Source organism: Nocardia sp. NPDC052112 (assembly GCF_040680135.1).
In the GTDB taxonomy this organism is placed as follows: domain Bacteria; phylum Actinomycetota; class Actinomycetes; order Mycobacteriales; family Mycobacteriaceae; genus Nocardia.
In genome coordinates this window covers 289,963-309,866 of sequence record NZ_JBFAWD010000006.1, presented here as the reverse complement: position 1 = coordinate 309,866, position 19,904 = coordinate 289,963, and the positions used below count along the sequence as shown (strand labels likewise).

The 19,904-nt window shown below is 65.2% G+C and carries 26 protein-coding genes and 1 pseudogene; 14 read left to right on the top strand and 13 right to left on the bottom strand.

The annotated features are described in order from the left end of the window. The first annotated feature begins 76 nt into the window (after positions 1 to 76). The gene (locus AB0L58_RS14135; protein WP_364386345.1) at positions 77 to 676 is read left to right on the top strand and encodes an HAD hydrolase-like protein; all 600 of its coding nucleotides are present in this window, start codon (positions 77 to 79) and stop codon (positions 674 to 676) included. On the opposite strand, the gene AB0L58_RS14130 is transcribed toward AB0L58_RS14135, so the two are convergent. Further along, complete coding sequence (locus AB0L58_RS14130; RefSeq protein ID WP_364386343.1) at positions 673 to 1,320, bottom strand: TetR/AcrR family transcriptional regulator C-terminal domain-containing protein; 648 nt, start codon at positions 1,318 to 1,320, stop codon at positions 673 to 675. The two genes, AB0L58_RS14135 and AB0L58_RS14130, sit on opposite strands and share 4 nt — an antisense overlap. A 130-nt stretch (positions 1,321 to 1,450) precedes the next feature. Here AB0L58_RS14130 and AB0L58_RS14125 point away from each other — a divergent pair, with 130 nt between their 5' ends. The 4 genes from AB0L58_RS14125 to AB0L58_RS14110 all read left to right on the top strand — a co-directional run bounded on the left by AB0L58_RS14125 (position 1,451) and on the right by AB0L58_RS14110 (position 4,049). Continuing rightward, complete coding sequence (locus tag AB0L58_RS14125; protein WP_364386341.1) at positions 1,451 to 2,599, top strand: acyl-CoA dehydrogenase family protein; 1,149 nt, start codon at positions 1,451 to 1,453, stop codon at positions 2,597 to 2,599. A 35-nt stretch (positions 2,600 to 2,634) separates the two neighbouring features. Then, positions 2,635 to 3,387, top strand: a complete 753-nt coding sequence (gene fabG, locus AB0L58_RS14120) for a 3-oxoacyl-ACP reductase FabG (RefSeq protein ID WP_364386339.1) — start codon at positions 2,635 to 2,637, stop codon at positions 3,385 to 3,387. 131 nt (positions 3,388 to 3,518) lie between these two features. Next, positions 3,519 to 3,740, top strand: coding sequence for a hypothetical protein (locus tag AB0L58_RS14115; protein ID WP_364386337.1), 222 nt, complete (start codon positions 3,519 to 3,521; stop codon positions 3,738 to 3,740). A 99-nt stretch (positions 3,741 to 3,839) separates the two neighbouring features. After that, the gene (locus AB0L58_RS14110; RefSeq protein ID WP_364386335.1) at positions 3,840 to 4,049 is read left to right on the top strand and encodes a hypothetical protein; all 210 of its coding nucleotides are present in this window, start codon (positions 3,840 to 3,842) and stop codon (positions 4,047 to 4,049) included. A 15-nt stretch (positions 4,050 to 4,064) separates the two neighbouring features. On the opposite strand, the gene AB0L58_RS14105 is transcribed toward AB0L58_RS14110, so the two are convergent. Further along, the gene (locus AB0L58_RS14105) at positions 4,065 to 4,784 is read right to left on the bottom strand and encodes an SDR family oxidoreductase (protein WP_364386333.1); all 720 of its coding nucleotides are present in this window, start codon (positions 4,782 to 4,784) and stop codon (positions 4,065 to 4,067) included. A 102-nt stretch (positions 4,785 to 4,886) separates the two neighbouring features. Here AB0L58_RS14105 and AB0L58_RS14100 point away from each other — a divergent pair, with 102 nt between their 5' ends. Continuing rightward, complete coding sequence (locus tag AB0L58_RS14100) at positions 4,887 to 5,735, top strand: helix-turn-helix transcriptional regulator (protein ID WP_364386331.1); 849 nt, start codon at positions 4,887 to 4,889, stop codon at positions 5,733 to 5,735. 155 nt (positions 5,736 to 5,890) lie between these two features. Here the strand turns inward: AB0L58_RS14100 and AB0L58_RS14095 are convergent, their stop codons facing one another. Further along, the gene (locus AB0L58_RS14095) at positions 5,891 to 6,547 is read right to left on the bottom strand and encodes a hypothetical protein (RefSeq protein WP_364386329.1); all 657 of its coding nucleotides are present in this window, start codon (positions 6,545 to 6,547) and stop codon (positions 5,891 to 5,893) included. A gap of 60 nt (positions 6,548 to 6,607) precedes the next feature. Beyond that, on the bottom strand, positions 6,608 to 7,018 hold the full coding sequence (locus tag AB0L58_RS14090) for a helix-turn-helix domain-containing protein (protein WP_364386327.1): 411 nt from the start codon (positions 7,016 to 7,018) through the stop codon (positions 6,608 to 6,610). 81 nt (positions 7,019 to 7,099) lie between these two features. Here AB0L58_RS14090 and AB0L58_RS14085 point away from each other — a divergent pair, with 81 nt between their 5' ends. The 4 genes from AB0L58_RS14085 (at position 7,100) to AB0L58_RS14070 (ending at position 9,700) form a co-directional block, all read left to right on the top strand. Next, positions 7,100 to 7,771 carry an NmrA family NAD(P)-binding protein gene (locus tag AB0L58_RS14085; protein ID WP_364386325.1) on the top strand — a complete coding sequence of 224 codons (672 nt, stop codon included), beginning with the start codon at positions 7,100 to 7,102 and terminating at the stop codon, positions 7,769 to 7,771. 24 nt (positions 7,772 to 7,795) lie between these two features. Next, entirely contained in the window at positions 7,796 to 8,008 is a 213-nt protein-coding gene (locus AB0L58_RS14080; RefSeq protein ID WP_364386323.1) for a hypothetical protein, read from the top strand. A gap of 279 nt (positions 8,009 to 8,287) precedes the next feature. Further along, on the top strand, positions 8,288 to 9,019 hold the full coding sequence (locus tag AB0L58_RS14075) for an arginase family protein (protein WP_364386321.1): 732 nt from the start codon (positions 8,288 to 8,290) through the stop codon (positions 9,017 to 9,019). A gap of 243 nt (positions 9,020 to 9,262) precedes the next feature. Then, complete coding sequence (locus tag AB0L58_RS14070) at positions 9,263 to 9,700, top strand: hypothetical protein (RefSeq protein ID WP_364386319.1); 438 nt, start codon at positions 9,263 to 9,265, stop codon at positions 9,698 to 9,700. 160 nt (positions 9,701 to 9,860) lie between these two features. Here AB0L58_RS14070 and sigJ read toward each other — a convergent pair whose 3' ends face one another. Next, positions 9,861 to 10,751, bottom strand: coding sequence for an RNA polymerase sigma factor SigJ (sigJ, locus tag AB0L58_RS14065; RefSeq protein ID WP_364386317.1), 891 nt, complete (start codon positions 10,749 to 10,751; stop codon positions 9,861 to 9,863). Between the two features lie 135 nt (positions 10,752 to 10,886). Here sigJ and AB0L58_RS14060 point away from each other — a divergent pair, with 135 nt between their 5' ends. Next, positions 10,887 to 11,471, top strand: a complete 585-nt coding sequence (locus AB0L58_RS14060; RefSeq protein WP_364386315.1) for an NAD(P)H-dependent oxidoreductase — start codon at positions 10,887 to 10,889, stop codon at positions 11,469 to 11,471. A gap of 10 nt (positions 11,472 to 11,481) precedes the next feature. Then, a complete protein-coding gene (locus AB0L58_RS14055) occupies positions 11,482 to 11,949 on the top strand; it encodes a nuclear transport factor 2 family protein (protein ID WP_364386312.1) in 468 nt (155 codons plus the stop codon). A gap of 297 nt (positions 11,950 to 12,246) precedes the next feature. On the opposite strand, the gene AB0L58_RS14050 is transcribed toward AB0L58_RS14055, so the two are convergent. The 3 genes from AB0L58_RS14050 to AB0L58_RS14040 form a co-directional block, all read right to left on the bottom strand. Beyond that, positions 12,247 to 14,529, bottom strand: coding sequence for an excinuclease ABC subunit UvrA (locus AB0L58_RS14050; RefSeq protein WP_364386310.1), 2,283 nt, complete (start codon positions 14,527 to 14,529; stop codon positions 12,247 to 12,249). A gap of 192 nt (positions 14,530 to 14,721) precedes the next feature. After that, the gene (locus AB0L58_RS14045) at positions 14,722 to 14,955 is read right to left on the bottom strand and encodes a hypothetical protein (protein ID WP_364386308.1); all 234 of its coding nucleotides are present in this window, start codon (positions 14,953 to 14,955) and stop codon (positions 14,722 to 14,724) included. Beyond that, positions 14,952 to 15,299 (bottom strand): hypothetical protein, encoded by a 348-nt coding sequence (locus tag AB0L58_RS14040; RefSeq protein ID WP_364386306.1) that lies wholly within the window; start codon positions 15,297 to 15,299, stop codon positions 14,952 to 14,954. The genes AB0L58_RS14045 and AB0L58_RS14040 overlap by 4 nt, the downstream gene beginning before the upstream one ends. Before the next feature lie 219 nt (positions 15,300 to 15,518). Between AB0L58_RS14040 and AB0L58_RS14035 the strand changes: the two genes are divergently transcribed. Next, positions 15,519 to 16,370, top strand: a complete 852-nt coding sequence (locus tag AB0L58_RS14035) for a helix-turn-helix transcriptional regulator (RefSeq protein WP_364386304.1) — start codon at positions 15,519 to 15,521, stop codon at positions 16,368 to 16,370. Next, on the top strand, positions 16,360 to 16,566 hold the full coding sequence (locus AB0L58_RS14030) for a DUF397 domain-containing protein (protein WP_364386302.1): 207 nt from the start codon (positions 16,360 to 16,362) through the stop codon (positions 16,564 to 16,566). The genes AB0L58_RS14035 and AB0L58_RS14030 overlap by 11 nt, the downstream gene beginning before the upstream one ends. A 110-nt stretch (positions 16,567 to 16,676) precedes the next feature. Here the strand turns inward: AB0L58_RS14030 and AB0L58_RS14025 are convergent, their stop codons facing one another. From AB0L58_RS14025 to AB0L58_RS14005, 5 genes and pseudogenes are all read right to left on the bottom strand, one after another. Further along, positions 16,677 to 16,991: a hypothetical protein gene (locus tag AB0L58_RS14025; protein ID WP_364386300.1), complete on the bottom strand. Its 315-nt coding sequence runs from the start codon at positions 16,989 to 16,991 to the stop codon at positions 16,677 to 16,679. Positions 16,992 to 17,181: 190 nt separating this feature from the next. Continuing rightward, positions 17,182 to 17,304, bottom strand: a pseudogene (locus AB0L58_RS14020) (helix-turn-helix domain-containing protein); the annotation flags it as partial. A gap of 90 nt (positions 17,305 to 17,394) precedes the next feature. Further along, positions 17,395 to 18,537: an alkaline phosphatase family protein gene (locus AB0L58_RS14015; RefSeq protein WP_364386298.1), complete on the bottom strand. Its 1,143-nt coding sequence runs from the start codon at positions 18,535 to 18,537 to the stop codon at positions 17,395 to 17,397. Between the two features lie 331 nt (positions 18,538 to 18,868). Then, the gene (locus tag AB0L58_RS14010; RefSeq protein ID WP_364386296.1) at positions 18,869 to 19,180 is read right to left on the bottom strand and encodes a nuclear transport factor 2 family protein; all 312 of its coding nucleotides are present in this window, start codon (positions 19,178 to 19,180) and stop codon (positions 18,869 to 18,871) included. A gap of 85 nt (positions 19,181 to 19,265) precedes the next feature. Then, positions 19,266 to 19,880: a TetR/AcrR family transcriptional regulator gene (locus tag AB0L58_RS14005; RefSeq protein WP_364386294.1), complete on the bottom strand. Its 615-nt coding sequence runs from the start codon at positions 19,878 to 19,880 to the stop codon at positions 19,266 to 19,268. Positions 19,881 to 19,904 lie beyond the last annotated feature (24 nt).

The following is a 19,904-nucleotide window of genomic DNA, read 5'->3' as shown; positions in this document are numbered from 1 at the left end:
ATCTTCGCCGTGTCCTGTTCGGTTAACCGCGGGTCCTGTCGCGCAGCGCGGCGAGCACCGGCGATAGGGTCATGGGATGACCTGGACCGTCGGCTTCGACCTCGATATGACGCTGATCGACTCGCGTCCGGGTGTATGCAAGGCGATCGAGCAATTGGCCACGGAGTTCGGCCTCCCGCTGCGCAGTGCCGAATTGGCCGACCGGCTCGGCCCGCCGCTGGGGATGCTGCTCGCCGACGCGGGTGCGCCCGAGGAACTCGTTCCCGCACTCGTGACCCGCTACCGCGAGATCTATCCGTCGATCGTGCCTTACGTTCCGGCCATGCCCGGCGCGGATGCCGCGTTGGCTGCGGTCCGTGCGCGCGGCGGACGGGTGCTCATCGTGACCGGTAAGCACGAACCGCTGGCCCGGCTGCATGTCGCCGAACTCGGGTGGCGCATCGACGAGGTGGTCGGCGATCTCTGGTCGGACGGCAAGGCCGCCGCATTGCGTGCGCACGGTGCGGACCTGTTCGTCGGCGATCACGAGGGCGATATGCGGGGAGCGCGGGCGGCCGATGTGTACGCGCTCGGGGTCGCGACCGGCCCCTGCGATGCCGACCAATTGCGGACGGCGGGAGCGGATTTCATCCTCGGTGAGCTGACCGAATTCCCGGATTGGCTGGCCGCGCGCTAGCGCCCACGCGCCGCGCCCGCCAGCGTCTCGAATCGCAGCGACAGCCCGTCCAGCAACGCACGTAATCCGGTTTCGAAGGCGGCGTCATCGATATCGCGCTGCCGCCCCGACAGCAGATGCGCCTCGTCCAGATGCGGATAGTTTCCGCGGTAGACCGCCGCGTCCTCCGGGAACCCACCCGCGAACGAGCCGAGCGTCGACCCGGTGACGAAGAACCGCATCAGCGCACCCACCTGCGTGGCCTCCCGTCGCGGCCAACCCGCCGCCACCAGTCCCCCGAAGACGGCATCGGCCTGCCGCAGTGCGTTCGGCCGTCGACCCATGCCCTGGTTCAAGGCCGGCACCACCTTCGGATGCGCCGCCAGGGCCGCCCGATATGACCTGGCCCAATCGCGCAGTGCTGCCCGCCAATCCGAGATGTCGGTGAACATGGACAGATCGATCTCGCCGAGGACGGCATCGACCATCGCGTCCAGCAGATCATCCTTCGTGGCCACATGGTTGTAGAGCGATGGGCCCTGCACGCCGAGTTCGGTGGCGAGTCGGCGGATCGAAACCGCCTCCAGGCCTTCGGCATCCACCAGATCCAGCGCGGCCGAGACGATGCGGTCGCGACTCAGCAAGGGGCGGCGGGGTCTTCCCACGAAAACCTCCTGGTCGATCATGTCCAGTGTCGCATGACGGATACCCGCAACATCAAACTTGCATCGTTAGTTTATCGATGGTTAGCATACTAGAAAACTTCCGCTGTTAGTTTTCGCCCTCGGAGTCGTGATGAACCTGGAACTCTCCGACGAACAGGCCGCCGCCAAGCGCCTCGCCGCCGAATTCACCGACCGTGAGATCGCGCCGCACGCGACCGAGTGGGATCGGACCGAGTCCGTCGATACCGCGATCGTGTCCAAACTCGGCGCGGTCGGTTTCCTCGGCCTGACCATTCCCGAGGAGTACGGCGGCAGCGGCGGCGACCATCTCACCTACTGCCTGGTGCTCGAAGAACTCGGCCGCGGCGACTCGGCGGTGCGCGGAATCGTCTCGGTCTCTTTGGGTTTGGTGACCAAGTCGATCAACCACTACGGCACCGAGGAACAGAAACGAACCTGGCTGCCGCGCCTGACCGCGGGCACCGCGCTCGGCTGCTTCGGCCTCACCGAGCCGGGGACCGGTTCCGATGCGGCGCATTTGCGCACCCGCGCGGTCCGCGACGGAGACGACTGGGTGCTGTCCGGGACCAAGATGTTCATCACCAACGGCACCTGGGCCGACGTCGCCCTCGTTTTCGCGCGCACCGGCGGCGAGGGGCATCGCGGCATCACCGCATTCCTGGTCCCGGCCGACTCCCCCGGCTTCACCGCCCGTACCATCCACGGCAAGCTCGGACTGCGCGGGCAGGCCACGGCCGAAATAGTGCTCGATGGCGTCCGAGTTCCCGACAGCGCCCGTCTGCACGACGAGGGCAAGGGTTTCACCGTCGCGATGGCGGCGCTGGCCAAAGGCCGGATGTCGGTGGCCGCCGGTTGTGTCGGCATCGCACAGGCCTGCCTGGACGCAGCGGTCGGATACGCCACCGAGCGGGAACAATTCGGCAAGCCGATCGCCGGACATCAGCTCGTGCAGGAATTGCTCGCGGATATCGCTCTCGATGTGGATGCGGCCCGGCTGCTGGTGTGGCGGGTCGCCGATCTGATCGACCGGGGTGCCGAATTCGCCATCGAGTCGTCGAAGGCCAAATTGTTCGCGAGCGAGGCCGCGGTGCGTGCGGCCGATCGGGCGCTGCAGGTCTTCGGCGGTTACGGGTATGTCGATGAATTCCCGGTCGGCAAATACCTGCGCGACGCCAAGGTGATGACCCTGTACGAGGGCACAAGCCAAATCCAGAAGCTGCTGATCGGGCGTGCGCTGACCGGAGTCAGCGCATTCTGATGACCGCCGTAGCAAACTCCCGAGGAGGACCTTCGATGACCAGATTCACCGACCGGGTCGCCGTTGTCACCGGCGCGGCGCAGGGTATCGGCTCGGCCACCGCGCACCTGCTCGCCGCCCAGGGCGCCCAGGTCGCGGTGCTCGACCGCAACGCGCCCGAGAACACCGCCGAACAGATCGTGGCGGCGGGCGGCGCGGCGCGCGGTTATGTCTGCGATGTCACCGACCGCGCCTCGGTGGAATCCGTATTCGCGGATATCGCAACCGATCTCGGCGGTCCGCACATTCTGATCAACAATGCGGGCATCACCCGCGACGATCTGTTCTTCCGGCTCTCCGAGGACGACTGGAATGCGGTGCTCGCGGTCAATCTGACCGGTGTATTCCACTGCACCCAGGCGGCCCAGGAGTATATGGTCGCCCAGCGATACGGGAAGATCGTCTCGCTGTCCAGCCGCTCGGCGCTCGGCAATCGCGGTCAGGCGAACTACGCCGCCGCGAAGGCGGGCATCCAGGGCCTGACCGCGACACTGGCCATCGAGCTCGGGCCGTACAACATCAATGTCAATGCCGTCGCGCCTGGCTACATCGCCACCGCGATGACGGCCGCGACCGCGAACCGGGTCGGGCTCACGGCCGAGGACCACCAGCAGGCCGCGGCCGAGCGGACTCCGCTCGGCCGGGTGGGTCAGCCGGCGGAGGTTGCCGCGGTGATCGCGTTTCTGGCCAGTGATGAGGCGTCCTACGTCAGCGGTCAGACGCTGTACGTCAATGGCGGGGCCCGCTGAAGGACGCAATCGAGACCGGTCGGTATGGGAAGATGGAATCGGTTCGCGCACCCGACAGCGGGAACCGACGTGTGGCCTCAGGCCAGAGGAAAATAGCGCATTGGAGATAGCCGTCGACTGAAGGAGCAACCATGCGCGCCAAGTCGAATCAGTTCTTCGCATCCACCCTTGCCGCGGTGTTCGGCAGCCTCGTGATGGTGTCCGGTCCGGTCGGCATGGCTCAACCTCCGTCTTCGGATCCGGCGACGCCGCAATGCAAGGCCGGAGATTTTCAGGTCCAAGGCCCCTACGACTGCAACTGCTCGCAGGACGGCAAGTGGGTCTGCAACGAACGGGGGCACGGAGGCGTCTGAGAGTGTCTCGCAAGTGCCTTGTCAGTGTCATCGGCTCCCGAGTGGCTCGGGCCAATGGACATAGCGCCATGGCGTTAGCCGCCGACTGAAGGAGCAATCATGCGCGCCGAGTCGAATCAGTTCTTCGGATTCGCACTTGCCGCGGTGTTCGGCTGCCTCGTGACGGTGTCCGGTCCGGTCGCCATGGCTCAACCCGCTCCTTCGGGTCCGACGCCGGAGTGCCAGGCCGGAGAATCTCAGAACCAGGGCCCTTACTATTGCATCTGCGGCGACGATGGTCAGTGGGTCTGTCACCTACAGGACCGCTGAGCCCTGGCTCGGCGTTCACCAGGGAACGGCGCCGAAACGGTTGAAGAATCCGCCGGTGGGTCCGTCAGGTCCGATCGTCGCCAAGTGGACGATGGCATCGGTGCCCTCGGTAACCGTTTGATGGCCCGAATTCCCATTCAAATCCGTTGCGGTGTAACCCGGATCGGCCGCGTTGACGCGCATCCGCGGCAGCTCGCGGGAGTACTGCGTGGTGATCATGTTCAGCGCGGTTTTCGAGGAGGGGTACACCAGCCCGAGGATCTGCGATTCGATCCGGCTCGGATCGGAGGTATTGGTAATCGAACCGATGCCGCTGGACACCATGACGATGCGCGGGTGGGTGGCGGCGCGCAATAGTGGCAGGAAGGCGTGGGTCACCTGGACCGGCCCGAAAACGTTGGTCTCGAAGACATTTCGGAAATCGGCGGCCACCGTATCCGCGGGCGTGGCGCGCGTACCGCCGATACCCGCATTGTTGATCAGCACATCCAGGTGCGGTGTCCGGCCCGCGATGGTCTCGACCGCGGCCGCGACCGATTCGACAGAAGTCACATCCAACTGGACGAATTCGACGCGCAAGCCCTGTTCGGCCAGGTCGAACGCGGCCGCCTTGCCTCGATCCGCGTCGCGGGCGCCGAGGAATACCTGCCAGCCGAGTTCGGCGAGCCGACGGACCGTCTCGCGGCCGATTCCCTTGTTCGCCCCGGTCACCAGGGCTGTTGTCGTATTGCTCATGACTCGAGCCTGGCCCGCCACGCGAGTTCCGCTCCAGGGCCGATAACTCCTGGGACCGGCGGTACCACCCCGGCACCCGCGCCCTGCGGCATCATCGAGGCTATGGATCGCGCCGAACTCGCCAAGCTCCTGCGGCAGGCCAGGGCTCGGGTACGGCCGCGCGATGTCGGCCTGCCCAGCGGTTCGCGGCGCCAGGTGCCGGGGCTGCGACGTGAGGAGGTCGCACAACTGGCCGGTGTCAGCGTCGACTATGTGGTCCGGCTCGAACAGGGCCGCGGACCGCGACCGTCGGTGGCCGTACTCGGCGCACTCGCCCGCGCCCTACGACTCGCCGACCCCGAACGTGATCTGCTGTTCCGGCTGGCCGGTTCGGCACCACCGCAAGAAGGCCGCATCACTATGGTGGTGCGACCGAGCGTGCTGCGACTGCTGGACCGGATGGCGGATCTACCCGCGCTGGTGATCTCCGCGAAAGCCGATGTGCTGGCCTGGAATCCGATGGCCGCGGCCTTACTCGGGGACTTCTCCGCCTGGTCACCCGCCCGGCGCAACATCATCTGGCAGTCCTTCCTCGGAACCGAACCCTCCCGTGTGGTGTTCACACCCGCCGAGGCCGAGGCGGCCGCCGAATCCTGGGTCAGCTCGCTGCGCAGCGCGAAGGCCGCTTATCCCGACGATCCGGATCTTGCCCGGCTGATCGCCGAACTACGTTCGCGCAGTGAACGATTCGACCGGTTGTGGCGCGAAGGGAGCACCGGGAACCGGCGCAGCGCCACCAAGACCATCGATCATCCCGAGGTCGGGCGGTTGGTCCTGGATTGCGATGCGCTGTTCGTACCCGACAGCGACCAGGCCGTGGTCGTGTACTCCGCGGCACCTCACACCCCCGCCGCCTCCGCACTCGAACTGCTCCGGATCACCGGAACCCAGCAGCTGACCGAGCAGCGATAGCGCCATCCGCTCGATCGTGACGGTCGAGAAGCCCTCGCTCACAGAGCTTTCGAATACCTCACGCAAGGTGTGTCCTGCGGCAAGCAGCCATTGGACCTGCGACAGGCCCGAAGCTGGGCACGACCGTTCGGAGTTGCACGCTACGGGTCGCGGCGCTATCCCGAGAACTCGTCCGCCAAGGTGTTCCAGAACATGAGTTCGTAGTCCTGGAAGAGTCTGGCGTACAAATGCGCGTCGTTCGGATTCAACCGGCCGGTGTCGAGTCCGGCCTGGATTGCGGCGAGGGCCCGCTGTTCGACTTCGGGGATGTCGGCGGCGAAGAATTCGAAAAATGCGCAGGCGGGATCGTCGAACTCGTAGTGGGTGCGCATACCGTCGGCGACGGCCCCGCAGTAGCGGCCGAAGGCGGCGACATTCGCGTAGATACCCGCTGCTGCGGCGGCGGGCTCGGCGTTGAGCGCCAACCAGGCGACATAGGCCGGGTACGCCTGACAGCCCGCTCTGGGCAGCGACATGCCCTGGTCGGGTCCGGCCGCCGCGACGAGCGCGTCCAACATGGCCAGCGCCTGCCGCTCGCCGGGTGGGAGACCGTCGAGGAATGCCCTGATGTGCGGCTCGTCCGCCCGCGCCGCCATGGCGTGGAAGCTGCGCCAGTCGCTGCCGGTAATGCGCTGTTCCTCGGCGGCAATCGCCGCGAAGACCGCGCGCGGCGCTTTGCCCACCGCGATGAGCGGAACCATGCGGTTGTCGTCGTCGTGCGGGGCCAGCTCGGCTTGGATCCCGTCGAGCAGGTCACGAGCGTAAAGGGTCATCGGAACCTCCCTGTGGGAATGCTTCCATTCAAGCGCTGATCGCCCGCGCGCGACAGATGTTCAGTCGTCGTGTTCGGCATCCCAGCGTCGGCGGGCCTCGGCGATGCGATCCTTGTGATCGCGCGACCAGTCCGCGAGTGCGCCGATCGCCTCGGCCAGACTCCGACCGGTCTCGGTGAGCCGGTATTCCACCTGCGGCGGAATCGTCGGATACGCGATCCGCTCCACCATCCCGTCGCGGCACAGCCGCTTGGTGGTCAGTGTCAGCATCCGCTGTGAGATCCCGGGAATCGCCCGCTCCAGTTCGCGGAAGCGCCGCACCCCTTTACTCAGTTCGACGATCACCAACACCGTCCACCGGTCCCCCAGCCGGTCGAGTACATCGCGAATGCCGCAGTCGTCATCGCCACAGGGCCCATCGGGAATAGTGCCCGCGACCTGCGCGGTGACCGCCGTGTTCGTGACCGACATGAAAGTGCCTCCTTATGCCGCGCGCCGCGGCCGCCGATGCTGGGGACGAATTCAACAACTACAACACTCGGGAGCGTTGCGATGATCCTGGTAACCGGCATCTCCGGAGCCCTCGGCGGCCTCGTCCACCGCGGCCTGTCCGCCCTCGACGGCCTGACGGTAGCGGCGGGCAGCCGCTCCGGTGACGACACCACCACGCGCCGTATCGATTTCGACGATCCGGCAACGCTGTCCGCGGGACTGCGCGATGTCGATGTCCTCGTAATGATTTCGGCCGGATATGCCGAAGACGATGTGGTGCTGGCCCGGCACGGTGCGGCGATCGACGCCGCCGCGGCAGCCGGGGTCCGGCACGTGATCTATACCAGTCTCGCGGGTTCGGGCGATCTGATGACCATTGCCCTGCCGCACCGCTGGACCGAAAAGCGCATGGCCGCAGCACCATTCGACCTGACGATCCTGCGCAACGGCCTCTATGCGGAGGTGCCGGTCGGACTCGCCGTCGCCGGTGCCGCCTCCTCGGCCGATTCCGGGGTGTTCGCCGCGGCATTCGGCACCGGTCGCATTTCGGTGGTGGCGCGGGAGGATCTCGCCGAGGTGGCCGTGCGGGTGGCCGCGGAGACCGAGCGGGATCTGGCCGCCGGACGGCGCAGCAGGCATGCGGGCAGGGTATACGAGCTCGAGGGTGTCACCGCGGTCGGCGGTGCGGATATCGCCTCGATCCTGAGCGAATCCCTTACTCGCCCAGTGTGATACGTGCCCATCTCACTCGGCGAAATGCGGGATATATTGCAGGGCAGCGGATTGGAACCGTATCAGATCGCGCACACACTTTCGTTGTTCGCGAATCTCGGTGCCGGAGTGCTCGAAGCGTCGAGCACCGACCTGCTCGACCTGCTGCCGAGCCCACCGCATGACGTTCGGGCGCTCATCACCGCTGCGGTGCGGGCAGGCGGTTTCCAGTCTGTCTCGGTGAACGCGGCGCAGTGAACCGGGCGTATTCAGCGGTGAGCGCACACGGTGGGCCATGACAGCAGCCTGGCTTCGGGCGTGGATCTCGCCGACGCCGAGCATTCCGCCGTCAACGGCCTCGGCCTGCGCCCCAAGTCCCGAGTATCGGCTCGGCGTCGCCGGGACCGGCCCATGTCGTTGTCTCGATATGCACGGAGCGCGGCGGCCCTTCCGCGCCGGGCGGGCGCACGCTCCCGCGGCCCTGACGCGGTCACAATTCGGTGGCCGCGTGCTTCGGCCCCGAATAGGCTCGGGTAGATGCGCTTGCTCGTGCCGTACCACCTCGACGAATATCGGCCGGAGCTGGATGCTCCGATCACACCGGATAGGGTGGTCACCGCCGAGCTGCCGGCTGTCGATGATTGTTGGGCGCGGATGGCCGTGCTCTATGACGCGGTGGCGAATAGCGTTGCGGAGTGCACGGTCCGGGGTGAACGTGCGATTGTCGCGTCCGGAGATTGCACGACCGCACTCGGCACGGTGGCCGGATTGCAAAGAGCCGGACTGGATCCCGCGCTGGTCTGGTTCGACGCGCACGGCGATGTGCAAACCATCGAGACCTCCGCGTCCGGCTATCTCGGTGGCTTCCCGCTGCGCATGCTCGTCGGTTACGGTCGCCACCTGATGGCCGACCGAATCGGCTTGCGCGATATCCCCGAAGACCGCGCCGTCTTGGTCGGCGGCCGTGACCTCGACCCGCCGGAAGTCGACTACCTGCGCACCGCGCGGATCCGGCACTGCCCGGTAGACGACCTCGACGACCTCCCGGACGGCCCGCTTTATCTACACCTCGACTTCGACGTCATCAACCCCAACGACCTCCCCGGACTCCTCTTCCCCACCCCCGGCGGCCCCACCCTGTCCGCGGTCTCGGCCGCAGTGCGCACCGTCCTCGCCACCGGCCGAGTAGCAGCCTTCGGCCTCGCCTGCACCTGGCGCGATAACGCAGACTCCGCCCACCACGTCCGCCGCCTGATCGACTCCGCCTGACCCCACCTGGCGCGACACCTGCACCGATTCCGACCACTGATCTTCTCGGTGCCGTCGAGGGCGACTACCGCGACCAACCACCGACCATCGACCCCACGCGGAAATGGTGGCTTGAACAGGTAATACGTGCAGTAATGGCAACGAGCGGACACTCACTCCCATGAAACTGGAGTGGAGGCTGACGGATGCTGGAATGATAGGCGGGTTGGTATCCTTCGAACGAGCATCGACGGGAGAACAACCATGTTCCACAGTTCGATTCGCTCGAATCTAGCCGTTGTCACCGCGGTAGTCGGCTGCTGCGGAGGAATCCTCGCTGCAACCGCGGCCGCCCAGCCAGCCACATCGATCAGTGTCGAGCCGGAACTCGGCTACAACGTCACCACTTTGACCATCAACGGATCGGCTACTTGTAATGGCGGTGGAACCGCCGGAGTCGATGTCGTGGACGGCTCGCTGGACCAAATGGTCCAAGGCGATTTGGCTGGCCCGATCACCGTGCAACTCGACGGACCGGTCCTGGTGGACTGCGATGGCACGGCACACACGTGGTCGGGCAATCTCACCGCGCCTGGCCGCGCACTGCCCAACGAATCCGCTGGCACGGTGACGGTCACACTCGCCCAAGGCCAGACCGTCATTGCAACAACCGGCCCGCAGTCAGTTCGCGTCGTGCGCTGAACAATCGCCCGGCCGCGTATCGGGCTGCGAACCGGCATCCGTGGCGGGCGCTGAAACCCGATAATCCTTGTCCGGACGGGGCACCGCGTTGTCCTGCGTCAATCCGTTTCAGGGTTCGTGGGTGATCAAGTGCGACGAGGTGTCCCGTCCCACCGCCAGTTCAGCCGGCCGTCCAGGGCCGCAGTTTCTCCGGATTCCGGATCACCCAGATGCGGGTGATCCGACCGTCGGCGATGTCGAAGGCGTACACCGACACGATGGTGTCGCCGAGCTGTGCGACCAAGCCGGGCTGGCCGTTCACCGTGCGCTCCATCAGAGTCAGCTCGGCGCCGCGGGCGGCGATTTCCATCCAGGCGTACGCGATCTGCTCCCCACCCGTAATCGGCTCACGGAATGCCAGGACCAGGCCACCGCCGTCGGCCGTCGCGATCGCCTGCGGGTCGAGCAGGCGGATCAGGGCCTCGATATCACCTGCCTCCCAGGCTAGTTTGAAGTCCCGGACCACCTCGGCGCGCTCGGTGGTCGACGGGCCGCGTGCGGTATCGATGCGGCGGCGGGCGCTGGAGGCGAGCTGGCGGCAGGCCGCGGGGGTGCGGCTGACGACCTCGGCGACCTCGGCGAAGGAGTAGCGGAACACGTCGTGCAGGACGAACGCCACCCGCTCGGCCGGCGTCATGGAATCCAGCACGACGAGAAAGGCCATGCTGATCGATTCGTCGAGGGTCACCCGGTCGGCGGGATCGGCCGGGACGGGACCACCGAACCATTCGGAATGGCCGGGTACCGGCTCCGGAAGCCATTCGCCCACATAGCGTTCCCTCCGGACGCGCGCCGAGCCGAGCAGATCCAGACATATTCGGCCGGCAACCGTAGTCAACCACGCGCCTGGCGCCGCCACCTCTCGCCGCTGCCGCTCGGACAACGCGTACCAGCGCGCGTAGGTCTCCTGCACCACATCCTCGGCTTCGGCCAGCGATCCCAGCAGCCGGTAGGCGAGATTGATCAGCTGACGGCGTTCGCTGATCACCGCGGGCAGGTGCGGGTCGGTCATGGTCGGCTCCCTTGGTCTGTGCGTCCCTCACCGATACCGACGAATCAGGGACCCGAGTTGTGAGGCGGCCTGACATTTCCGACGGCTGTGTCGTCGGAAGGTCGTCACACGTTCAGCAAAGCAGGAGTTCCGGACATGACCAGAATCGGCATCATCCTCGGCAGCACCCGGCCCAACCGAAACGGCCCGCAGATCGCCCAATGGGTGCTGGATTCGGCATCGCAGCGCGGCGACGCCGAATTCGAACTGATCGATCTGCGCGACCACCCGCTACCGCATCTGGACGAGCCAGTGCCGCCGATGTTCGGCCCCTCGGTGCATGAACACACCCGCGCCTGGGCCGAGCGGATCGCCCCGTTCGACGGCTTCGTGATGGTGACCCCGGAATACAACGGCGGCGCCCCTGGAGTACTGAAGAACGCCATCGACCATCTGTTCGGGGAGTGGACCGACAAAGCGGTCGGATTCGTCTCCTATGGAGCGGGCGGCGGCGCCCGCGCCGTAGTGCAGCTGCGGACGGTCTGCAGCACGCTGGGGATGGCCGACGTCGGCTATCAGGTCGCGATCTCGCTGCTCACCGATTTCGAGAACCACACCACCTTCATACCGCGCGATCACCATGTCGCCGCACTGCACAAGACGCTGGATCAGCTCATCGCCTGGAGCGCCGCGCTCGCGCCGCTGCGGGTCGGCGCCGAAACCACTCTCATCAATTCCTAGGGAGCCGATCATGACCATTCCCAACGATCTTCAGTCACGCGCCGGCGGCATCGAGTCGGACGAGGCCGAGCTTCGCCGGCACATCGACAAGGTGATCGAGGCACTGCGCGCCAAGGATCTCGAGGCCCTGAAGCAGCTCTACACGACCGACGTCGTGTCCTTCGACGTCGAGCCGCCGCTCCAGCATGTCGGGATAGCGGCGAAACTCGAGAACTGGGCGAAGGTGTACCTGTTCTTCGAGAGCGTGACCTATGAGGTTCGCGACCTGACGTTCACCGTCGGCGATGACGTGGCATTCGGGCACGCCTTTGCTCGTCTGAGCGGCACGCTGAAGAACGGGGCGGCAACGAGCGGCATGTGGGTACGGGTCACCTACGGAATGCGCAAGATCAACGGCACCTGGTTGATCGCGCACGACCAGGTCTCGGTGCCGCTCGACATCCAGAGCGGCAAAGGCGTCGTCGATCTCGAGCCCTGACGGGTCGCGGAGCGCTGTCGGGGCCTCGCTGCGCGAGTTTCCCCACCTGCCCGTCCTCACCATTTGGTAGATCCCACCGCGCACATTCCCACGGGATACGTCTCGCGGTGGGATCGCCTGCACTGGAGGATCTTCCGCGGTCCCAGCCGTGCCGGCAGCCCTCTCCCACAGCACAAACACCGCAGCAGCACCTTCGCGCCCACACCCCCTCGATGAGCAAGGCGTGATCGGGTGCGGCACCTGGACCCTGCTCACCGGCATCGGTTGCCCCCGCCGCCCTCGGTCGCGCTCGCTCGCTCAGGCGCCCTTGTACTTTCGCAGGTATTCACCTGTCAGTGATGTCGGGTGTCTCAGCAACTCGGCGGGGGTGCCGGTGAAGACGATTTCGCCGCCGTCTTTTCCGCCGTCGGGGCCGAGGTCGATGACCCAGTCGGAATGGGCTACCACATCGAGATTGTGTTCGATGACCACAACCGTGTTGCCGCGGTCGACCAAGCCGTCCATCAGGGCGAGCAGCGTATCCACATCCGACATGTGCAGACCGGTGGTCGGTTCGTCGAGAACGTAGGTGGTGCCGGTGTTCTGGAGTTGGGTAGCCAGTTTGATACGTTGGCGCTCACCACCGGAAAGGGTGCTCATCGCCTGACCGAGGCTCAGGTAGTCGAGGCCGACCTCGTTCATGGTGCGCAATTTCGTGGCGAGTGCCTTCTCGGTGAAGAAGTTCAGTGCCTCCTCGGCCGACAGCTCCAGCACATCGGCAATCGACCTGCCACGCAACGTCAATGCCAGCACCTCGTCGGAGAACCGACGCCCGTCGCACGCATCGCAGTGGGTGGTCACCGGGTCCATATAGGCGATCTCGGTAATGATCACGCCGCGGCCCTCGCACTGTTTACAGGCACCGGTCGAGTTGAAACTGAACAGGCCGGGCGACTCGCCCGTCGCCTTCGCGAACAGCTTCCTGATCGGGTCCATCAGTCCCAAGTAGGTTGCCGGAGTCGAGCGGGACGAGGCGGCGATCGCCGACTGGTCGACAAAGATAGCGTCGGGATGCTTGCGCACGAACACATCCCGGATGAGGCTGCTCTTTCCGGATCCGGCGACCCCGGTGATCGAGGTCAGAATGCCGGTCGGGATCGCTACCGTCACATCCTTGAGGTTGTGCACGCTCGCATGCTCGATCAGCAACTCGCCGTTGGACTTTCGGAATGTCTGTTTGACGGTGAACGGCCTGCGCAATCCAGCGCCGGTCGGCGTATCCGCGGTACGCAGGTCCGCGAAGCTGCCTTCGAACACCACCTGTCCGCCGTGCAGACCGGCCCGCGGCCCGACATCGACAATATGGTCGGCGATCTGGATGACATCGGGATCGTGCTCGACCACGAGCACCGTATTGCCCTTGTCCCGCAACGCCTTCAGCAGATTGTTCAACCGCCCGACATCGCGCGGATGCAGCCCGACGCTCGGCTCGTCGAAGATATAGGTCATCCCGATCAATGTGCTGGACAAGTGTTTGATCATCTTGAGCCGCTGCCCCTCACCGCCGGATAGTGTGGCGGTCGGGCGATCCAGGCTCAGATATCCGAGCCCGATATCGGTTACTCGCCCCAGCGCGGTCCGGATGGCGGCGGCCAGCCCGAGCGCGGCCGGATCGGTGATCTCGTCGAGCACCGCCATCAGATCGGTGATCTGCAGACCGGACCAGTCGGCAATATTGCGGTCGCCGATCTTCGTGGCCAGCGCCGCGGCATTGAGCCGGGCGCCGTCGCAGGACGGGCAGACGCCCTCGGTGAGGAACTTCTGCATCTGTTCGCGCGTCTTCTCGCTGAGCGTCGAGGTATCGCGTTGCAATCGGGTGCGGGTGAATTTGGCCGCCAGCCCTTCGTAATTCGCCTTCCAGGTGCCCTTGCTGAAGGTCAGTTCCACCTTGCCGCCGGTGCCGTAGAGCAGATCGGTGAACTCTTCGTCGGTGTAATCGGCCAGCTTCTTATCCGGATCGAATCGTCCTGACTTGCCGTACATCTGCCACTCCCCGCTGCCGACCGCATAGCCGGGCAGCAGGATCGCACCCTCGTTGAGTGATTTGGTCCGGTCGAGCAGCCGATCCGGATCGGCCCGCACCGTGACACCGAGTCCGTCGCAGTCCGGGCACATGCCCTGCGGCACATTGAACGAGTAGTTGTAGACGAATCCCGCCGAGGGCGAACCGAATCGGGCGAACATGGCGCGCACCATGGAGTAGATATCGGTCATCGTGCCCACGGTCGAGCGCGGCCCACCGCCGACGGGCTGCTGGTCGATGATGACCGGGGCCGTCAGATTCTCGATCGCTTCGGCGTGCGGCCGCTCGTAACGCGGCAGGAAGTTGAGAATGAACGCGGGAAATGTCGCGTACAGCTGACGCTGTGATTCCACGGCAATCGTGTCGAAGACGATCGACGATTTGCCCGACCCGGAGACGCCGGTAAAGACGGTGATCTTGTTCTTGGGGATCTCCAACGACACATTGCGCAGATTGTGCTCACTGGCACCGAGTACGCGGATGACATCCGTGGCGACGACGGAATCGGCAAAAGGCATGCCGCCAACCATGCCATGCGACACCGACAAAATGCCCGGCGGAATGTGATATAGATCACATTAATGCAGTTTTCGCATATGGCTGTGATTCAGCCTTGACCAGCGCATTCTTCGACTATTGCCGGGAAAGTCGAACGGCTCGACGGATTCCGTTGACGGTCTTGGATTTCGCCATCCGCGGGTCTCGTGTCATCAGCCGAGGAACAGGCGTTCGCACGGCAGGCGCGGATAGCGACCGGTGTCGCCGAGGTCGAGGGTGACCGCATCGGCGTAATGCTGCATCCGGTGCTCGCGCGTGAATATCAGCGCGGCGGTCAGGCAGGCGACGTAATCGAAGCGCACGCCGTGCAGGAACACGCTGAGGTGCAGATCCGGTTCGCCGGGGCGAGGCGAAACGCCCTTGGGTTCTTGCGGTTTCGGGCTCACGATTCCTCGATGTCGCGAACATCGTTGGGCTGGAAGGTGATTGCATCGGCCCTGTCGACATCGTCCGAATCGGAAATCCATCCGTCCTCGTCGACCGGCACCAGCGAGCCGTCCGCCCCCTCGAATATCGGACGGCTGTCGATGGGAGCGCGGTCGAGTTTCTGGTGGGTGTCCTGGTGGAAGTCGGCGAGCAAACGGCGCACGGAGGGAGCTATCGGCGGGCCTGCCCACTCACGGACCGCGAGCGCGACCCGCTCGACCAGATCGGGCGGCGCGCCGCTGTACGCGGCCGGTGGCCCGGTGAACGGGTGTCGTTGTGGAAGATCGCGTTTCGGCGTGGACATGACGCAAGCGTGTGTCAAGGGCCGATGATGGGCGGCGCCCAATCGTCGAACTGTATATATCTCCGCGAATCACCTGAGAGCGGGCCAGTTCCGCACCTATGATCCTTCCGGTTCGGAACAAACCCATGTGGTCGAACGAAACAGGGGGATGGAACGCTGATCGCGACAACCGTTGACGACGATCCCGAAGACACCGGTAGCACCCTGCCACGACGGCAGTTGGGCCGACTGCTACGCGACGCACGGACAGCGGTGGGCCTGAGCTTGGAATCATCGGCGCGCCTGATGGACTGGGGCAAAGCGACATTGAGCCGTCTCGAGAACGGCAAGACGGCAAAGGTCCGGCCGCGTGACCTTGATGCGCTAGCGGAGCTGTACGGAGTCGATAACGAGGATCTAGTCGCCTGGAAGGATCTTGCCAAGCAGGCCCCGGTCCAATCCTGGTTGCGTGCCTACAGTGATGTGCTGGCAACGAAGTTCGACACCTACCTCGAACTGGAGGCCGCAGCAGCCGTGTTGGCGATCTTTCAGCCGCTTGTGATACCAGGTCTACTCCAAACCAACGAGTATGCGCGCGCGATGAACCAAGCGACCCATCCTCGAATTCCGGATGATGATCTGGACCGGCTCGCGGCGTTGCGGACAAAGCGGCAGCACTTGATCACACGGGCGCGGCACCCGACCGGGCTTGTGGCCGTGCTGCATGAAAATGTCGCGCGGACCGTGGTCGGCGGATCTGCTGTGATGGCCGATCAATTGCGGCACATCGCGGACATGAGCTCCCGCGACAACATCGAGATCCGTCTGTTGCCGTTTCACGCGGGTTTCCCCACCGGCCGCGTTATCGCGCCGTTTACCGTGTTGACCTTTCCGACGGATTCGGCTGGCAGGCCGGTGGAGCCTTCAGTGGTATATGCGGAGAGCTTCACAGGGGATGCGTATCTTGAAAAGCGCGAGGACGTGCAGCGGTTTCGACGTGCGTTCCGCACTGTGTCGCGGGCGACGCTGGATGCCGCCCCAAGTCGAATTCGACTGAGAGATATAGCAAGGAGCTTTGAGAGTGGACGTTGACCTGACCGGTGCGCAGTGGTTCAAGTCTCGACGCAGCGAAGCCGGAAAAGATTGCGTTGAGGTGGCGTTCCTCGACAGCGGGCACGTCGGCATGCGGGATTCGAAGAACCCGACCGGTCCGGCGCTGGTCTTCACGCCCGGCGAGTGGGACGCTTTCACCGCTGGCTTGAACGACGGCGAGTTCGACCGGACATAGGCAGTGACAGCAGAGCGGCCCCCAGAATCCAAGCTTCAACTGGGGACCGTTCTGCGTATCCGGCTGGGGTCATCCGTTCCGAACCGGTCGGGTCCCTGCCGCGCATCGGACTACTTATTCAGGAAGATGCCTGCGACATCGGCCTTTTTGATCGGGGTGTCCTGATTGACCTGCGCACCGCACAGCAGGTCCACCTGAATCATCGTGGCATCGACCGCCGTGCCCGCGGGCTCGTGATCGTTATTGGTCTGCTGCTTGATGAATTTGGTGATCGTGGTGCGCTTGGTGTCCTGATCCTGTTTGACATAGTCGCGGCAGGTCGTGTCGCCACCCTGGTTGAGCGCACGCTCGATATCGCTGCAACCGGCCAGCAGTGCCGCGACCGCCGCGACCCCGAGTCCGGTCCGTAAGAGCGTGACGTTCATAGAGATCCTCCTGGCGCTTCGACGGACGACCATGCCCGACGACGCGTAACAGCCTACAGCGTGTCTTCCAATCTAAATTTTGGGTGACACCACCCTTCTCGGGTGTCCTAACCCAGCATCTTGGATGTGGTGTGGGTGTCGGTTTCCGCGTCATCCGGGACGGTTTCACCCATACTCGAACGGTCAGTGCGGATTTCACTGCGGCCAAGCATTGGTTGTAGGCCACCCGCGCTGCGCCCGCGTGCCGGGCGAGCGCGTTGGCCTGCTCGACGGTCGGGTCGAGACAAAACTGTAAGCAGGTGTGCCGCACCACGACCGCGGCATCTCACCACCCACCGACAAACTTGCCCGACAACCAAACCGAATCCTGGAGACAGCTCCTAGACTTTGGACAACGGCACGGTTACGAGCGGAACAAACGCAGCGGCACATTCATCTCCGCCGACGTGAGAGAACCATGATGCCCGATCAGCATCGATTCCAGCGGTTCGGCGCCGGTGCGCACGACACCGCGTAGACCACGGGCCGCGACTACGAGATCGCCGATGCGCTCGGCGATATGCGGTGCCACGGTGGGGCCGAACCAGCCGCGATCGATCGCCTCGGCACGGGGAATGACATCGAAATCGACGCCCAAGTATTCCTGCCAGATCGCCGACACATCGTCGGTCGCGCCGTCGACGGTGAAGATGTGGCGGGCGCGCGGCTCGCCGCCGAGTAGGCGTACGCCCTCGCGCAATACCTCGGTCCTGTCGTAGTCGACGCGGTCGGCGAGCTCCACCATGCCGTGGTCGGCGGTCACGATGAGCGCGGCATCGGGTGGTAGACGTTCGGCGATGGTCGCGGCCAGCTGGTCGACGTGCGCGAGTTCCAAAAGCCAAGCCTCGGAGGAGGTTCCGCGCACGTGACCGGTCGTGTCGAGGTTGCCGTGGTAGGCGTAGACCAACGAGCGTGGGCCCGCGCGCAATGCGGTGGCGACGCCGTCGACGAAATCGCCGACCGAAACATAGGGGCGGAATTGGCAGCCGCGCAGCACGGCCCGCGTCAGCCCAGACCCTGCCTGGAGCCGCGGCGCCACCTGCGTCACGGCGATTCCGCTGGCGGCGGCCCGCTCGAAAACCGTGGCGGTGGGCTGGAATCGCTCCGGCACCAGCTCGTGCAGCAGGTCGATCTTCGGTCCCGCGCCGTGTAGCCGCCAGGTCAGCGCGTTCACCAGTCGGTCGTAGCCGGGTACGTGCATGAGATATCCGGTGAACCCGTGTTCGCCGGGCGGCACACCGACGCCGAGTGAGCTCAGACTGACGGTGGTCGTGCTCGGGAAACCCGCCGTCAGCGTGCGCTGCGCCAGTGCCGACAGGAACGGCGCCGCAGCGGAATTCGCGGCGAGTGCCTCCGCGCCGAGACCATCGACCAGCAGCACACAGATCCGGTCGGCCACGAGCTCGAGACCGAGCCGGTCGACCTCGCCGGGCACACCGAACCCGGCGAGGAGGGAGGGAAACAGATCAGCCAGGGAGTTCGTACCGTAATGGGGTGTGACGAACACGAACTCGAGAGTACTCAGAGCCCACCTGGGAACTGGGGGCTACCCCGATCGCGGGGTGATCGTTGTTGTCGGTGCCCCGTGTCACACTCGCCGGTGATGAGCCGCCACACCACCTTCCGGTACTGTCTCGGCCCCACCGTCGAGCAGCAAGCCGTGCTCGCACGCACGCCGGTGCGGCCCGGTTCGCGTTCAACAAGCCGCTTGACTTCGTGAAGACCGCGCCAACCCAGCGGAAATCCGATCCCGGCCATTCGGTGCCGTGGTCCGGATTCAGCCTGATCAACGCCTTCAACGGTGCCTGCAATACCCATCAGGGTATTCAGCCACGCTGTCAAGCCTGGCCGGTCTCGAATCGACTGATTTTGCCGTTGCGCACGGTGAAGCGCCAGGCGGTACGCATCGAACCCCAGCGAGTATTCGTGTAGTCGGCAACCAGTTCGGTACCACCGTCGCCCACGGTTTCGACATTCATGCGCCCATTGCTGCCGAAGATTTCGGAGTCGGTCCACAGGGTGAGATTGCGTTCCACACCGTCATCGGACATGGTCGCATCCTCGGTGAGGATGGCGTAGAAGCGGTCCTGATCGTTGTCGTTGAGCGCGGCGACGAATTCCTGGACCGTGGGATCGAGCGGCTGTGTCATCGGAACATCCCCTCTCGAAGAGTATGGGTGCATCGGACAGCAAACTTTCGGCTTCACTCTAGTGCCGAGTGTGCCCACCCGGGTATCACGCGCCGGGGCCGACGAGTGTGGTGAAGGTCCGCATGATGTCCTCGACCAGCTTCGGCGCGGTGGTTCCGAGTTGGATGCTGCGCTTTTCGAGCTGACCGTCCAGCCACAGCGCGGCCATGCCGTGCGCCAGACTCCACCACATGACGGCCAGCGTGTCAGCCTTATCGGCGGGCAGCAATCCGGCGGCGACGGCATCGGCGATGGTGTCGGCGAGGACATCGAAGGCCGCATCGCCCGCCGCGCCCGCATCCGGATGCTTATCGGGTTGTGAAAGTTCCGGGCGGAACATGAGGCGGAAGTAGCCAGGATTTTCCTGGGAGAACCGCACATAGGTCTGGGCCAACGCGGTCAATGCCCGCAGTGGTGTGTCGGCAGCGGCGCGCGCGGCGGCCAAATCGCTGCCGAGTTGCCGGAAACCCTGGGTCGACAGGGCGGCGAGCAGGGCCGAGCGATCAGCGAAATGGTGGTATGGCGCGCCGGTGCTCACACCCGCCTCACGGGCCACCCGCCGCAGGCTCACCGCGCCGAGGCCCTCGGTTTCGATCAGCCGCAGGCAGGCGGCGAGGAGCGTGTCGCGCAGCGCGCCGTGGTGGTAACTGGTCCGCGTCACCAATCGAGCGTATTCGACACCCGC

Coding starts and splice junctions, on each gene's coding strand:
- AB0L58_RS14135 (WP_364386345.1), top strand. CDS start 77: ATGACCTGGACCGTCGGCTTCGACCTCGATATGACGCTGATCGACTCG.
- AB0L58_RS14125 (WP_364386341.1), top strand. CDS start 1,451: ATGAACCTGGAACTCTCCGACGAACAGGCCGCCGCCAAGCGCCTCGCC.
- fabG (WP_364386339.1), top strand. CDS start 2,635: ATGACCAGATTCACCGACCGGGTCGCCGTTGTCACCGGCGCGGCGCAG.
- AB0L58_RS14115 (WP_364386337.1), top strand. CDS start 3,519: ATGCGCGCCAAGTCGAATCAGTTCTTCGCATCCACCCTTGCCGCGGTG.
- AB0L58_RS14110 (WP_364386335.1), top strand. CDS start 3,840: ATGCGCGCCGAGTCGAATCAGTTCTTCGGATTCGCACTTGCCGCGGTG.
- AB0L58_RS14105 (WP_364386333.1), bottom strand. CDS start 4,784: ATGAGCAATACGACAACAGCCCTGGTGACCGGGGCGAACAAGGGAATC.
- AB0L58_RS14100 (WP_364386331.1), top strand. CDS start 4,887: ATGGATCGCGCCGAACTCGCCAAGCTCCTGCGGCAGGCCAGGGCTCGG.
- AB0L58_RS14095 (WP_364386329.1), bottom strand. CDS start 6,547: ATGACCCTTTACGCTCGTGACCTGCTCGACGGGATCCAAGCCGAGCTG.
- AB0L58_RS14090 (WP_364386327.1), bottom strand. CDS start 7,018: ATGTCGGTCACGAACACGGCGGTCACCGCGCAGGTCGCGGGCACTATT.
- AB0L58_RS14085 (WP_364386325.1), top strand. CDS start 7,100: ATGATCCTGGTAACCGGCATCTCCGGAGCCCTCGGCGGCCTCGTCCAC.
- AB0L58_RS14080 (WP_364386323.1), top strand. CDS start 7,796: ATGCGGGATATATTGCAGGGCAGCGGATTGGAACCGTATCAGATCGCG.
- AB0L58_RS14075 (WP_364386321.1), top strand. CDS start 8,288: ATGCGCTTGCTCGTGCCGTACCACCTCGACGAATATCGGCCGGAGCTG.
- AB0L58_RS14070 (WP_364386319.1), top strand. CDS start 9,263: ATGTTCCACAGTTCGATTCGCTCGAATCTAGCCGTTGTCACCGCGGTA.
- sigJ (WP_364386317.1), bottom strand. CDS start 10,751: ATGACCGACCCGCACCTGCCCGCGGTGATCAGCGAACGCCGTCAGCTG.
- AB0L58_RS14060 (WP_364386315.1), top strand. CDS start 10,887: ATGACCAGAATCGGCATCATCCTCGGCAGCACCCGGCCCAACCGAAAC.
- AB0L58_RS14055 (WP_364386312.1), top strand. CDS start 11,482: ATGACCATTCCCAACGATCTTCAGTCACGCGCCGGCGGCATCGAGTCG.
- AB0L58_RS14050 (WP_364386310.1), bottom strand. CDS start 14,529: ATGCCTTTTGCCGATTCCGTCGTCGCCACGGATGTCATCCGCGTACTC.
- AB0L58_RS14040 (WP_364386306.1), bottom strand. CDS start 15,299: ATGTCCACGCCGAAACGCGATCTTCCACAACGACACCCGTTCACCGGG.
- AB0L58_RS14025 (WP_364386300.1), bottom strand. CDS start 16,991: ATGAACGTCACGCTCTTACGGACCGGACTCGGGGTCGCGGCGGTCGCG.
- AB0L58_RS14010 (WP_364386296.1), bottom strand. CDS start 19,180: ATGACACAGCCGCTCGATCCCACGGTCCAGGAATTCGTCGCCGCGCTC.